The organism is Streptomyces sp. SM1, assembly GCF_002910825.1.
GTDB lineage: Bacteria > Actinomycetota > Actinomycetes > Streptomycetales > Streptomycetaceae > Streptomyces > Streptomyces okerensis.
Genome location: NZ_NEUB01000941.1, coordinates 1 through 12,941, shown reverse-complemented (window position 1 = coordinate 12,941; position 12,941 = coordinate 1). Strand labels below are relative to the sequence as shown.

Genomic DNA, 12,941 nt, shown 5'->3' with positions numbered 1-12,941 from the left:
CGCGTCGGCGGAATGGAAACCGTGCATACGTCTCCCGCCCGGAGTTCCGATACCGCAGGCTCAATTCGGTAGGGAACCCATTCTCGGTGCGCATCACCGTACGGCAGGGCACTCGTTCCGTCCCACCGGAAACTCGAGGAATTGTCGATCACTCCCCACGGCCACTTCACAGTGATGTACCGCGCATCGACACGGACGACCTCGGCTCTGGCGGGCTCGCAGGAGACGACCACTTCATCGCCGACCTGTGAGAACTACACTCGAGCCGTCACTGCCGTCGCCAGAACATCCGGAAGGGCGACGCTTTCGGACCACCGGGGAATCTGGGACCACCGATCACCATGCCAGGATCCGCCGCCAGTGCGGAGTGACAGCCCCAGCAGACATTACGGGAAGCGGCACCGAACACAATCTCCTCATTGGAGGCAAGGCTGCCGAGGATCGTCGTTTCCGCGTGTCCATTTCCCTGCACGAAAGCGTCCCGCGCCCACTGCGGCCAACTGTCGGGGGCGGCCCCGTCGTGATTCACCGCCGTACGGATCGATATGTCTCCCGTGGAGCGTACTCCTGGAGTGACCCCCGAGATTCCGACACCTGGGCGCTGGATGATTCGTCATCCAGGGGAAGTGATCCATGGGTGACAAAGCGGAAGAACTATCCCGAAGAGTTCAAGCGGGATGCAGTGGATCTGGTGCGTTCCTCGAAGGACCGCACTCTCACCGACATCGCACGAAGCCTGGGCATCCAGCCGGAGACGCTGCGGAACTGGGTCCGCGGCGACAAGGCCCGCTCCAAGGACGCGTACGGCGGGGGTGATGCCGGTATGACTCCCGACGAGAAGGAAGAGCTCGGGCGTCTGCGGCGGGAGAACGCCCGGCTCAAGGAGGACAACGAAATCCTCCGGAAGGCCGCCGCTCATTTCGCACGGGAGACGACACGGTGATCCGCTTCCGTTTCGTCGACGAACACCGGAACGCCCACGTCGTGAAGCGGATGTGCGACGTCCTGGGCTGGGACCGGTCCGGATACTACACCTGGCACAAGAACGCGGAGGCCCGGGAAGAGAAAGCCGGCATCGAAGAGGAGCTTGTCGCACCGCATCCGCGAGATCCATACCGATTCCATGGGCGCCTACGGTGCTCTGCGGATCACCCGTGAACTGCGCCGTCGCGGGCACGTCGTGAACCGCAAACGGGTCGCGCGGATCATGCGGGAAAGACAGATTGCAGGGACCACACGACGAAAGTCGCGGTCTCTGACAAGACAGGGACGCTCGACTGCACCCGCGCCGGATCTCGTCCTGCGTGACTTCACGGCGCCGATGCCGGGACTGAAACTCGTCGGGGACATCACCTGCATGCCGACCGCCGAGGGATGGCTTTATCTGGCGACGGTGATTGACCTGTGCACGCGTGAGGTCGTGGGCTGGTCGATGGCCGACCACATGAGGGCTCAGCTCGTGGAGGATGCCATCCGAATGGCCCCTGCCGGCGAGCACACCGCTGGCAATGCAATCTTTCATTCGGACCGCGGGGCGCAATATGCGTCCCGCCAATTCCGTGCCACACTCACGGAGTTGGACATCAGGCAGAGCGTCGACCGAACCGGCTCGTGTTTCGACAATGCCACGGCGGAGAGTTTATTCGCCGCCCTCAAGGCCGAGATCGGAACGACGGTCTGGGAGACAAGAGCCCAGGATCGGCAGGACGTTTTCCGATGGATCGCGCAACATTACAACCGGGAGCGGCTCCACTCGACCATCGGCTACATCACACCGTACGAGGCGAGAACCCGCTACCGGCAACGACTCGGCCTCTCGGCATGGAACGGAAGTGTCGGCACTGAAGGGGTCACTTCACAACACGAACGCTCCCGTGAAGGTCGTCCTGAGCGTGGACTGGAACTCGGTCAAGGCCTTCGGCTGACGCCGGGCGCGGCGACGTCCCCGCCGGGCCCCGGCCACCCCCTCGCGGGGCGGCCGGGGCCCGGCGCCGTCGTACGGGGCCCGCACCGTGGGCGGTCCGGTGCCACCGCTGGTTCGACGGGGTTCCCGGATCAGGGAGAATGGGCGGCATGAGCGTTCGTACCCAGTCATCCGAGCAGCCGGCCGGCGCTGTCCACAGGGCCGGTTTCGCCTGCTTCGTGGGCCGTCCCAACGCCGGCAAGTCCACCCTCACGAACGCTCTGGTCGGGCAGAAGGTGGCGATCACCTCGAACCGGCCGCAGACCACCCGGCACACCGTGCGTGGCATCGTGCACCGCCCGGAGGCGCAGCTGATCCTGGTGGACACCCCCGGCCTGCACAAGCCGCGCACCCTGCTCGGCGAGCGGCTGAACGACGTGGTGCGCACCACGTGGGCGGAGGTCGACGCGATCGGCTTCTGCATCCCCGCCGACCAGAAGCTCGGCCCCGGCGACCGCTTCATCGCCAAGGAACTGGCCGGGATCAAGAAGACCCCGAAGATCGCGATCGTCACCAAGACCGACCTGGTGGACGGCAAGGCGCTGGCCGAACAGCTCATCGCGGTGGACCAGCTCGGCAAGGAGCTGGGCATCACCTGGGCGGAGATCGTCCCGGTCTCGGCGACCGCGAACCAGCAGGTCGACCTGCTGGCCGACCTCCTGATCCCCCTGATGCCGGAGGGCCCCGCCCTCTACCCCGAGGGCGACCTCACCGACGAGCCCGAGCAGGTCATGGTCGCGGAGCTGATCCGCGAGGCGGCCCTGGAGGGCGTCCGCGACGAGCTCCCGCACTCCATCGCCGTGGTCGTCGAGGAGATGCTCCCGCGCGAGGACCGCCCCGCCGACAAGCCCCTCCTCGACATCCACGCCAACCTGTTCATCGAGCGCCCCAGCCAGAAGGGCATCGTCATCGGTCCCAAGGGCAAGCGCCTGAAGGACGTCGGCATCAAGTCCCGCAAGCAGATCGAGGCGCTGCTGGGCACACCGGTCTTCCTGGACCTGCACGTCAAGGTCGCCAAGGACTGGCAGCGCGACCCGAAGCAGCTGCGGCGGCTCGGCTTCTGACGAGGGCGGGTGTCGGCGCCAGGCCCCGCGAGCGGATCGGGGCACCCCTCGGCACGCCGGCCGCGCGGCGGCAGCCGCACAATGATGCAGCCTGGACCCGCACGTCAAGGTCGCCAAGGACTGGCAGCGCGACCCGAAGCAGCTGCGGCGGCTCGGCTTCTGATCAGCGGCTTCGCCGCTGCTCGCGCAGCAGGTCCCTGAACCAGCCGTACGACGCCTTCGGGGTCCGCCGCAGCGTGCCGAAGTCGACGTGGACCAGCCCGAAGCGGCGGGCGTAGCCCTCCGCCCACTCGAAGTTGTCCATCAGGGACCAGACGAAGTAGCCGCGCACGTCCACGCCCGCCTCCACCGCCCGGTGGAGCGCGCGGACATGGCCGTCGAGGTAGGCGATACGGTCCCGGTCGTCCAGCCCGTCGTACGCGCAGCCGTTCTCGGTGATGACGACCGGCGGGAGGCGGTCGCCGTAGCGGGTGCGGAAGGTGGTGAGGACCTCCGTCAGCGCCTCAGGGACCACCGGCCAGCCGAAGTCCGTCACCGGGTGTCCTTCGATCTCCCTCACGGAGAAGGGCAGTTCGGCCGGCATCCGTACGCCGCCGAAGTCGATCTCCGTGCCCTGCGGCGCGCCCACCCGCGTCGGCGCGTAGTAGTTGATCCCGTACCAGTCCAGCGGCTCCGCGACGACCTCGAGGTCGGCCTCCACGTCCCCCGGCATCAGCTCGCCGATGCCCTCCGGGTAGCGGCCGAGGAGCACCGGGTCGGCGAACATCCGGTTCAGCAGGGTGTCGTAGAAGCCGGCCGCCGCCACGTCCGCCTCGTCCCCGGAGGCCGGCCAGCTCGGGGCGTGCGAGTTCGCGATCCCGATGTCGTCCGCCCCCGCAGCCCGCAGCGCCCGTACCGCGAGCCCGTGCGCGAGCAGTTGGTGGTGGGCCACCGGAAGCGCGTCGAAGAGCAGGTTGCGGCCGGGCGCGTGCACCCCCAACGCATGCCCCAGCAGGGTGTGTTCGGCGGGCTCGTTGAGCGTGATCCACTTCGTCACCCGGTCGCCGAGCCGCCCGGCGACCTCCGCCACGTACTCGGCGAACCGCTCGGCGGTGTCCCGCTCCAGCCAGTCGAGACCGACCGGCAGGTCCCAGTGGAACAGCGTCGGCACCGGCCGTACGCCCGCCGCGCACAGGTCGTCGACCAGCCGGTCGTAGAAGTCGAGGCCGCCCTTCGCCAGCACCCTCGGCCAGGAAACGGAGAAGCGGTACGCGTCCACGCCCAAGCCGGCCAGCAGCGCCACGTCCTCGGCGTGACGGTGGACGTGGTCGCAGGCCACCGCGGCCGTCGAACCGTCCCGCACCCGCCCCGGCTCCGCCGAGAAGACATCCCACACGGACGGTTCGCGCTCGTCCGCCGCTCCCTCGATCTGGTGCGCCGAGGTGGACACACCCCACAGGAAGCCGTCCGGGAAGCGGGGCATCGGGTTCGTCGCCATGGCCCGGATCATCGACACGGACGGCCCCTCACGTCAACGGCCGTGCACGGAGAGGCCATTACCGGGACCGCCGGGCAGGCGACCGAGTTCCGGGAGATGCTCGGACGGCTGATCGGCTTCGTCGAGCCGCTCCAGCCGGGACGGCGACCGCGGGTTCCCGGGCCGGAGACGCCTGGGGGTGTCCGGCCCGGTCGCCCACCCGCGGATCAGCGGATCAGCGGATCAGCCGAAGACGAACGGGCCCGGGGCCTGTGGGGCCGTTGCCGTGCAGGTGATGGTGATGAAGCCGAAGGCCGTCACCTTCAGGGCGCCGCCGTAGGCCTCCAGGCTGTCGCCGGGGGCGACGGTGCCGGTGAGGGGGCCGACTTCGAGGGCGTCGCCGGTCGCCATGGCCGGGTTCCCGGTGCCCTTGAAGACGGTGGTGCCGCCGTCGGCCTTCACCATCTTCAGCTCGGAGACGAGCGAGTCCTGGCTGATCGCGAGGGGCGCCGTGACCGCGGAGGTGTTGATGGTGATGGTGGCGGACGTGCCGCTCTGGGTGGCTGTCAGGGTGGCGTCGCCGCCGCCCCAGGTCCCGCAGTCGGCGTTGACGGTCGCCGCCCCGGGGGCGACGGCCGCCACGGCGGGGGCGACGGCGAGTCCGCAGACCGCGAGGGCGCCTGCCGCCAGGGACAGACCCGTTCCGAATCGCTTGCCTCTCATAGGATTCCCTTTCCGTGTGGGGAGAGTTCCATGGGGGAACTCCGTCGGGGGAACTGATCGGCAGATGGGGTCCGGACCCGCTGCATCACGCCGGCCGACGACGTCTCGTCGGAACCGGCGATTCCATTGATGCGCGGGAGGCAGCATGCGACAAGGTTGAAATCTGGCCTATTTACCGACGGTAACAGGGTGGTGGCGGGGCCAGTGGGTCAGCCCGCGGTGAGTGTCTCCCGTACCGTCCCGTCCGGGCCCGCCACCAGCACCGGCGTGCCGGGACCGCCGAGGTCCCGGACCGCCGCGCGGTCCTCCGCCGACGCCGACGCCTCCCCCGTCACCACGGCCGCCGCCTCCAGCGACGTCGCGCCGGACGCCACCGCCATCGCCACCGCCGTCTGCAGGGCACTCAGCTTCAGGGAGTCCAGGGCCACGGTCCCGGCGGCGTACGTCCGCCCGGTCTCGTCGCGTACGGCGGCGCCCTCGGGCACACCGTTGCGGGCCCGCACGGAACGGGCCAGGGTGACGATCTTGCGGTCCTCGGGGTCGAGGGAGGTCGGTTCGGTCATGATCCGAGCATAAGGGGGCCCCGACTGCCGGCTCAGGGACGGTCGAGGCGGCGGCGGTCGGCCCGGGGCAGGCCGGCCACGACCAGGTCGTACGAGTCCTCGACCAGCTCCCGGACCAGGCGGTCGGGGAGGGCTCCGTCCGCCGTCACCGTGTTCCAGTGGCGCTTGTTCATGTGCCAGCCGGGGACGATCAGGTCCGGGTGTTCGGCGCGGAGGCGGATCGCGTCCTCCGGGGCGCACTTGAGGTTGGCCTTGAGGGGGGCCGCGTCGAGGTTCGTCAGGGCGAACATCTTGCCCCGGACCTTGAAGACCGAGGTCTCCGGGTTGAAGGGGAAGTCCTCCACCGCCGCGTTGAAGGACAGGCACAGGGCGCGCAGCTGCTTCGGGGTCACTCCGGTCCGTCCTCCTCGTCGCCGTCGCGGGACGGGGCCGCCGGGTCCACCGGTTCCACCAGCACCGTGACCACCTTGTTGCGGCGGCCGGCCGACGCCTCCGCGGTCAGCCGCAGCTCGCGGGCGTCGGGGAGTTCCACCACGGACGAGGCGCCCGCGATCGGCACCCTGCCCAGGTGTTTGGCGAGCAGTCCGCCGACGGTCTCCACGTCCTCGTCGTCGTACTCCTCCAGCCCGTACAGCTCGCCCAGGTCGGTGATGTCGAGGCGGGCGGTGACCCGGTAGCGGTCCTCGCCCAGCTCCTCGACCGGCGGGATCTCACGGTCGTACTCGTCGGTGATCTCGCCGACGATCTCCTCGAGGATGTCCTCGATGGTGACGATGCCCGCGGTGCCGCCGTACTCGTCGACGGCGACGGCGACGTGCCGGCGCTCCTTCTGCATCTCGCGCAGCAGATCACCGGCGTTCTTGGTGTCGGGCACGAAGAAGGCCGGGCGCATCGCCGTGGACACCAGTTCGCTCTCGGCGTCCCGGCTGATGTGGGTCTTGCGGGCCAGGTCCTTGAGGTAGACGATCCCGACGATGTCGTCCTCGTTCTCGCCGGTCACCGGTATCCGGGAGAAGCCGGAGCGCAGGGCGAGGGTGAGGGCCTGGCGGATGGTCTTGTACCGCTCGATCACCACCAGGTCGGTGCGCGGCACCATGACCTCGCGCACCAGCGTGTCGCCGAGTTCGAAGACCGAGTGCACCATGCGGCGCTCCTCGTCCTCGATCAGCGACTCCTTCTCCGCGAGGTCGACCATCGCGCGCAGCTCCGCCTCGGAGGCGAAGGGGCCGCGCCGGAAGCCCTTGCCGGGGGTGAGCGCGTTGCCGATGAGGATGAGGAGTGACGGGATCGGGCCCATGATCCGCGCGAGCGGCACCAGGACGTACGCGGCGGCCGTGGCCGTGTTCAGCGGGTGCTGGCGGCCGATGGTGCGCGGGGAGACCCCGACGGCGACGAACGAGACGAGGACCATGATCGCGATGGCGATCAGCAGTGCCTCGGCCGTCCCGTCGAACTCCCGCAGACAGCCGTAGGTGATCAGCGAGGCGGCGGCCATCTCGCAGGTGATGCGGACGAGCAGCGCCACGTTGAGGTAGCGGGTGGGGTCGGCGGCGATCTGCGCGAGCCTGGCGCCGCCCCGGCGGCCGGAGCGCACGGCCTCCTCGGCACGGAAGCTGGAGACGCGGGCGATGCCCGCCTCCGCGGAGGCGGCCAGCCAGGCGACGACGACCAGGGCGATCGCGCCGAGTACGAGTGCCGGACTCATGACACGGTCGGGGCCGGGGACGGGCCGGTCAGGCCCTTCTCCGCGCGCCAGCCGTCCACGATGGCCGCCTGAAGGCCGAACATCTCGGCCTTCTCGTCCGGCTCCTCGTGGTCGTAGCCGAGCAGGTGCAGCACACCGTGGACGGTGAGCAGCTGGAGCTCCTCGTCCATGGTGTGCCGCGTCGGCGCGTCCTCGCCCTGCCTGGCGGCGACCTCGGGGCAGAGCACGATGTCGCCGAGGAGCCCCTGCGGGGGCTCCTCGTCGTCCTTGGACGGGGGCCGCAGCTCGTCCATCGGGAAGGACATGACGTCCGTCGGCCCGGACAGGTCCATCCACTGGATGTGCAGCTGCTCCATGGCCCCGGCGTCCACCACGATCACCGAGAGTTCGGAGAGCGGGTGGATACGCATCCGCGCGAGCGCGTAGCGGGCGATGTCGAGGATCGCCTGCTCGTCGACCTCGGTTCCGGACTCGTTGTTGACGTCGATCGACATCTGGTGCTCGGTCTACTTCCCCTTGGGCCCGGACCGGCCCCGGCCGCCCTTGTGCGTGCCGTTCTCGGTGCCGTGCGTGCTGTCGTACTGCTCGTACTGCTCGTACGCGTCGACGATACGGCCCACCAGCTTGTGCCGGACGACGTCCTGGGACGACAGCCGGGAGAAGTGGACGTCGTCCAGGCCCTCCAGGATGTCCTGCACCTGCCGCAGCCCGGACTTGGTACCGCTCGGCAGGTCCACCTGCGTCACGTCACCCGTGATCACGATCTTCGAGTCGAAGCCGAGGCGGGTGAGGAACATCTTCATCTGTTCGGGGCTGGTGTTCTGGGCCTCGTCGAGAATGATGAAGGCGTCGTTGAGCGTACGGCCACGCATGTAGGCGAGCGGCGCGACCTCGATCGTGCCCGCCGCCATCAGGCGGGGGATCGAGTCGGGGTCGAGCATGTCGTGCAGGGCGTCGTAGAGCGGGCGCAGGTACGGGTCGATCTTCTCGTAGAGCGTGCCCGGGAGGAATCCGAGCCGCTCGCCCGCCTCGACCGCCGGCCGGGTCAGGATGATGCGGTTCACCTGCTTGGACTGCAGGGCCTGCACCGCCTTGGCCATGGCCAGGTAGGTCTTGCCGGTGCCCGCGGGGCCGATGCCGAACACGATGGTGTGCTTGTCGATGGCGTCCACGTAACGCTTCTGGTTGAGCGTCTTGGGGCGGATCGTGCGGCCGCGCGAGGACAGGATGTTCTGCGTGAGTACCTGGGCCGGGGTCTCCTGGCCCTCGTTCTCCCCGGCCTCGCTCGCCTTGAGCATGGCGATCGAGCGTTCCACTGCGTCCTCCGTCATCGGCTGCCCGGTGCGGAGCACCAGCATCATCTCGTCGAACACGCGGGAAATGAGGGCGACCTCGGCCGCGTCGCCGGCCGCGCTGATCTCATTGCCCCGGACATGTATGTCGGCCCCCGGAAAGGCCTTCTCGATCACGCGCAGGAGGGAGTCCCCGGAGCCCAGCACGGTCACCATGGGGTGCTGGGCGGGGACGGTGAACTGCACTTTCGCCTGTCCCTGCGCGGAGGTGCGATCTGTGGGTGTCTGAGTCATGGGCCGGCTCTGAAGGCCTGCGGATCCTCCTCGTCATGGCCGCTCAGCGGTGGGCGGCCTCGCAATCCCCAGGGTACGACGGAGGGGTGACAAGCCCGTAGGGCTTTTCACCCGGCCTCGCCTCCCGACCACGACCGAGCCGGCCAGAACGGCGCGCACCGACCCCACGACCTCCCCTGCCCAGCCCCCGGGGCCCGCTCCCCCAACCCCCGATCCACCGCCACGAGGCCCGCTTTCCAGCCCGCCGAGTCACCACTCCAAGGCCCGCTTTCCAGCCCGCCGAGTCGGGTGGTGGGTGGGCACAGGCCGGGGGTCCGGGGGGCGGGAGCCCCCTGGCGGGGGTCCGGGGGGCGGGAGCCCCCTGCCATCAGGGTGAGGGTGCCGAGCCCCTCCCACAGCCCCGGCCCCGGCCCCGGTTCAGGCCGACCGGCGGAACCCGATCGTCGGCACCGCCCGCCGCAGCGGCCACCGCCGCCCCGGCTCCCCCGGCACCAGCCCCTCCAGGAACTCGTACCGCCGCAGCGCCGAGGGGTCCTGCCCCTCGGCGCACTGCACCCGGTGCCACCACGCCCCGATCTCCGACCACCCCGGCGACGACAGCGACCCGCCGAACTCCTGGACGGACAGTGCCGCCGTGAGCCCCGCGAAGGCGAGCCGGTCGGCCAGTGGCCACCCCGCCAGGCTGCCCGTGACGAACCCCGCGACGAAGACGTCCCCCGCCCCCGTCGGGTCCATCGCCTCCACCTCGATCGCCGGCACCGACGCCGTCTCACCCGTGCGCCGGTCCACCGCGTAGGCACCCTCCGCGCCCAGGGTGACCACCACCACCGGCACGTGCTCGGTCAGCGCGTGCCCGGCGGCGCGCGGGCAGTCCGTGCCGGTGTACCGCATCGCCTCCGCCGCGTTCGGCAGGAACGCCTCGCAGTGCCGCAGGTCGGTCAGCCGGGCCAGGTCCCACTTCCCGCTGTCGTCCCAGCCGACGTCGCCGAAGATCCTCGCCCCCTTCCGCGCGGCCTGCGCGATCCAGGGCGCGCCGCGGCCGGGGGTGAGGGAGGCGACGGCGGCGCGCGCACGTGGCGGGCAGTCGGGGGCCGGCTCCTCGGGGGGAGGTTCGTGGCCGTGGGAGACCATCGTGCGCTCGCCCTCGTACGCCATGGAGACGGTGACCGGTGAGTGCCAGCCGGGCACGGTGCGCGACGGGGAGAGGTCGATGCCCTCGCCGCGCTCCAGGGTGTCCCAGCAGTACTCGCCGTAGTGGTCGTCGCCGAAGGCCGCCGCGAGGGAGGTGCGCAGGCCGAGCCGGGCCAGGGCGGTGGCCATGTTGGCGACGCCGCCCGGGCTCGACCCCATCCCGCGCGCCCAGGACTCGGTCCCGCGCACCGGTGCGGAGTCGAGCCCGGTGAAGACGATGTCGAGGAAGACCGTGCCGGTGAGGTAGACGTCCCAGGGCGGGTCGCCCGGTGCGCGCAGGGCGGCGAGGAGATCGTGCGGGGACGGGCGGTCCGGTCCCTCGGTGCGTGCCTTCCCGGTGGCGGCCATCACGGTGCGCTCCCTGACATGGTGCGGTTCAGGCCAGTGTGCACCACGCCACCGACAGTGTGACGGCCGTCACTTCGTGTCGTCTCCCGGGAGGGTCGTCACCAGCGCGGCACCGGCGGTGTGACCCACTCCGGGTCGGCGATGCGCATGGCCGCCGCGTCGTCGCGGTCCCGCAGCGCGCCGTCGTCGTCGAGCCACCGCCGGTGGAGGAACGCCAGCCGGTCGCGGTCGAGTTCCACGCCGAGACCGGGAGCGTCGGAGACCCGCACGGCGCCGCCCTCGAAGGTGAGCCGCTCGGTGAGGACGTCCTCCGACTGCCAGGGGTAGTGGGAGTCGCAGGCGTGGTGCAGGTTGGGCACGGTCGCCGCCACGTGGGTCATCGCGGCGAGGCTGATCCCCAGGTGGGTGCCTGTTGCAGACCCTGGTCGCGCGCGGCTGGGTCCGCACCGACGTCACCGGATCGCTGTACGGCATCGGCATCCACGCCCTGCTCACCGGCACCGGTTACCTCGACTCGGACCCGCGCGTGCGGGCCGCGCGGCCGTATCTCGACGAGGCGTCGACGACACTGGGCGAGACGATCCACCTGGGCCGGCTGGACGGGTACGACGTGGCGTACCTCGCGACGCGCGAGTCGCACGAGTACCTGCGGACCATCAGCCGGGTGGGGCGGCGGCTCCCGGCGCACATGGGCGCGCTCGGCAAGGCGCTGCTGGCCGAACGGCCGGACGGGGAACTGCCCGAGGGCCCGTACGAGGCGGCGACCCCCCGCACCCACACGTCCCGGGAGGCACTGGCCGCCGATCTGGCCCGGGTGCGCGGGCGCGGCTACTCCGTCGACCGCGAGGAGGGCGTGCCCGGGATCGTGGGTTTCGGCTTCGCGCTGCGGTACGACTCCCCCGCGCAGGACGCCATCAGCTGCTCGGTGCCGGTGGCCCGGCTGACGCCGGAGCGGGAGGAGCGGATCGTCGCCGTGATGCGGGAGATCCGGACGAAGGTGGAGGCCACGGTTCCCGCAGGTGGCGGGGCCGTTCACTGGCGGTAGCGCACGCTGCTACCCAGCCCCTGAGGGCACCAAACGCACGAGTGATGTAGATCACATCTGACGCCCTCCCGTTGCCGTCCTCCGGCTTGATACAAATTGCCCGCGCGCTCCTGTCAGTCGACGGTCGTCGCCCCCCATTTCCTTGCTTCTCGCACCGTCCCTTTCGCACGCCCCGGGAACGCCCGTGTTCGCCCCTCGCACCACTCCCTGGCCCCTCGTCGCCCTTTTCACGGCCGGGTACCTCGCCCCCTATCTGCTGCCGACCACCGTCGGCCGGCTGGAACGCGGGCTCGATCTCTCCGCCACCCAGGCAGGAGCCGTCGGCAGCGCGCTGCTGCTGAGCTCCGCCGCAGCCGGTTTCCTGCTGGTGTCCCGGGTGGAACGGGCCGGAGCGCGGGCCCTGGCCCGGCTGGGGCTCGTCCTGGCCGTCATCGGTTACGGCGGGGCCGCCCTGACCAGTGCCCTGCCCGCCGTCGTCGCCGGTGCGGTGATCGGCGGATTCGGCTCCGGTACGGCCACGACGGTCGCGGCGACCCGGATCGCCGCCGAACAGGACCCGCACCGGGCCTCCACCCTCGGACTGCTCAGCGTCTCCGCGCTCGCGGGCGTGGTGTACCTGACGGTGCCGCACCTCCCGGGCCACGGCCTCACCCTCGCCGCCATCGCCCTCACCGCGCTCGCCGTGTGGCCGCTGACCTCCCGGCTGCCCGCCGGGACCGCCGGCCCCCGCCCCGCCGTTCCGGAACCGTTCGTCACCGGCCGCCTGCCCCACCGGCGTTCGGGGCTCGTCCTGGCCGGCGCCATGCTGCTGTGGTCGCTGGCGCAGAACGCGCTGTGGGGTGTCAGCGGACGCATCGGGGTGAGTCAGGCACACCTGTCCGAGCCGACCGTGGGTGTCGTCTTCGCGGTGGCGCTGGGCGCCGGGCTGCTGGGCATCCTCGGCGCGGGCGCGCTGGGCTCACGGCTGGGGCGCGCGCTGCCCATCGGCGGCGGCACGGTCGTCATCGCCGGCTGCATCGCGCTCAGCGCCTCGGCGACGGGACTGGGCAGCTTCGCCGCGGGCGAGATCGCCTGGAACACGATCTACCCGGTGGTGCTGTCGTACCTGATCGGACTGGCCGCCTCGCTGGATTCCCGGGGGCGGTGGGCCGCGCTGGTCGGCTCGGCCTCCGCACTCGGTACGGCGGCGGGGCCGCTGAGCGGCAGTGTGCTGTCCGCGCAGGCCGGGTTCCCGGTGATGGGCGCGGTTCTCGGCGCCGGTCTGCTGCTGGTCGCGGTGCCGATGACGGCGGTCGCC

At 70.8% G+C, this 12,941-nt stretch carries 11 protein-coding genes and 3 pseudogenes; 5 read left to right on the top strand and 9 right to left on the bottom strand.

The features are described 5' to 3' along the window. Positions 1–637 precede the first annotated feature (637 nt). The 3 genes and pseudogenes from B9S61_RS41230 (at position 638) to era (ending at position 3,027) form a co-directional block, all read left to right on the top strand. Entirely contained in the window at positions 638–943 is a 306-nt protein-coding gene (locus tag B9S61_RS41230) for a transposase (RefSeq protein WP_181007635.1), read from the top strand. A 117-nt stretch (positions 944–1,060) separates the two neighbouring features. Next, positions 1,061–2,077: pseudogene (locus B9S61_RS32600) on the top strand (IS3 family transposase); the annotation flags it as partial. Next, positions 2,074–3,027, top strand: coding sequence for a GTPase Era (gene era, locus B9S61_RS32595; RefSeq protein WP_181007634.1), 954 nt, complete (start codon positions 2,074–2,076; stop codon positions 3,025–3,027). The pseudogene B9S61_RS32600 and the gene era, both read left to right, overlap by 4 nt. Before the next feature lie 163 nt (positions 3,028–3,190). Here the strand turns inward: era and B9S61_RS32590 are convergent, their stop codons facing one another. The 9 genes and pseudogenes from B9S61_RS32590 to B9S61_RS32550 all read right to left on the bottom strand — a co-directional run. After that, on the bottom strand, positions 3,191–4,504 hold the full coding sequence (locus B9S61_RS32590) for a GH1 family beta-glucosidase (protein ID WP_258039975.1): 1,314 nt from the start codon (positions 4,502–4,504) through the stop codon (positions 3,191–3,193). A 222-nt stretch (positions 4,505–4,726) separates the two neighbouring features. Then, on the bottom strand, positions 4,727–5,206 hold the full coding sequence (locus B9S61_RS32585; protein WP_103545403.1) for a hypothetical protein: 480 nt from the start codon (positions 5,204–5,206) through the stop codon (positions 4,727–4,729). 209 nt (positions 5,207–5,415) lie between these two features. Beyond that, positions 5,416–5,769, bottom strand: coding sequence for a cytidine deaminase (locus tag B9S61_RS32580; RefSeq protein WP_103545402.1), 354 nt, complete (start codon positions 5,767–5,769; stop codon positions 5,416–5,418). Between the two features lie 32 nt (positions 5,770–5,801). Continuing rightward, positions 5,802–6,161 (bottom strand): MmcQ/YjbR family DNA-binding protein, encoded by a 360-nt coding sequence (locus tag B9S61_RS32575; RefSeq protein ID WP_103545401.1) that lies wholly within the window; start codon positions 6,159–6,161, stop codon positions 5,802–5,804. Next, positions 6,158–7,474 carry a hemolysin family protein gene (locus B9S61_RS32570; protein WP_103545400.1) on the bottom strand — a complete coding sequence of 439 codons (1,317 nt, stop codon included), beginning with the start codon at positions 7,472–7,474 and terminating at the stop codon, positions 6,158–6,160. Before B9S61_RS32570 ends, B9S61_RS32575 begins: the two co-directional genes overlap by 4 nt. Further along, complete coding sequence (gene ybeY / locus B9S61_RS32565) at positions 7,471–7,968, bottom strand: rRNA maturation RNase YbeY (RefSeq protein WP_103545399.1); 498 nt, start codon at positions 7,966–7,968, stop codon at positions 7,471–7,473. Before ybeY ends, B9S61_RS32570 begins: the two co-directional genes overlap by 4 nt. A gap of 12 nt (positions 7,969–7,980) precedes the next feature. Further along, positions 7,981–9,060, bottom strand: a complete 1,080-nt coding sequence (locus B9S61_RS32560) for a PhoH family protein (protein WP_103545398.1) — start codon at positions 9,058–9,060, stop codon at positions 7,981–7,983. Between the two features lie 417 nt (positions 9,061–9,477). After that, entirely contained in the window at positions 9,478–10,599 is a 1,122-nt protein-coding gene (locus B9S61_RS32555; protein ID WP_258039974.1) for a carbohydrate kinase family protein, read from the bottom strand. A 98-nt stretch (positions 10,600–10,697) separates the two neighbouring features. Beyond that, a pseudogene (locus B9S61_RS32550) lies at positions 10,698–11,012 on the bottom strand (enolase C-terminal domain-like protein); the annotation flags it as partial. Between B9S61_RS32550 and B9S61_RS32545 the strand changes: the two are divergent. Next, positions 11,009–11,644: pseudogene (locus B9S61_RS32545) on the top strand (IclR family transcriptional regulator); the annotation flags it as partial. The pseudogenes B9S61_RS32550 and B9S61_RS32545 sit on opposite strands and share 4 nt — an antisense overlap. Positions 11,645–11,828: 184 nt before the next feature. Beyond that, the coding region (locus tag B9S61_RS32540) for an MFS transporter (RefSeq protein ID WP_103545396.1) at positions 11,829–12,941 on the top strand (1,113 nt) is incomplete at its 3' end.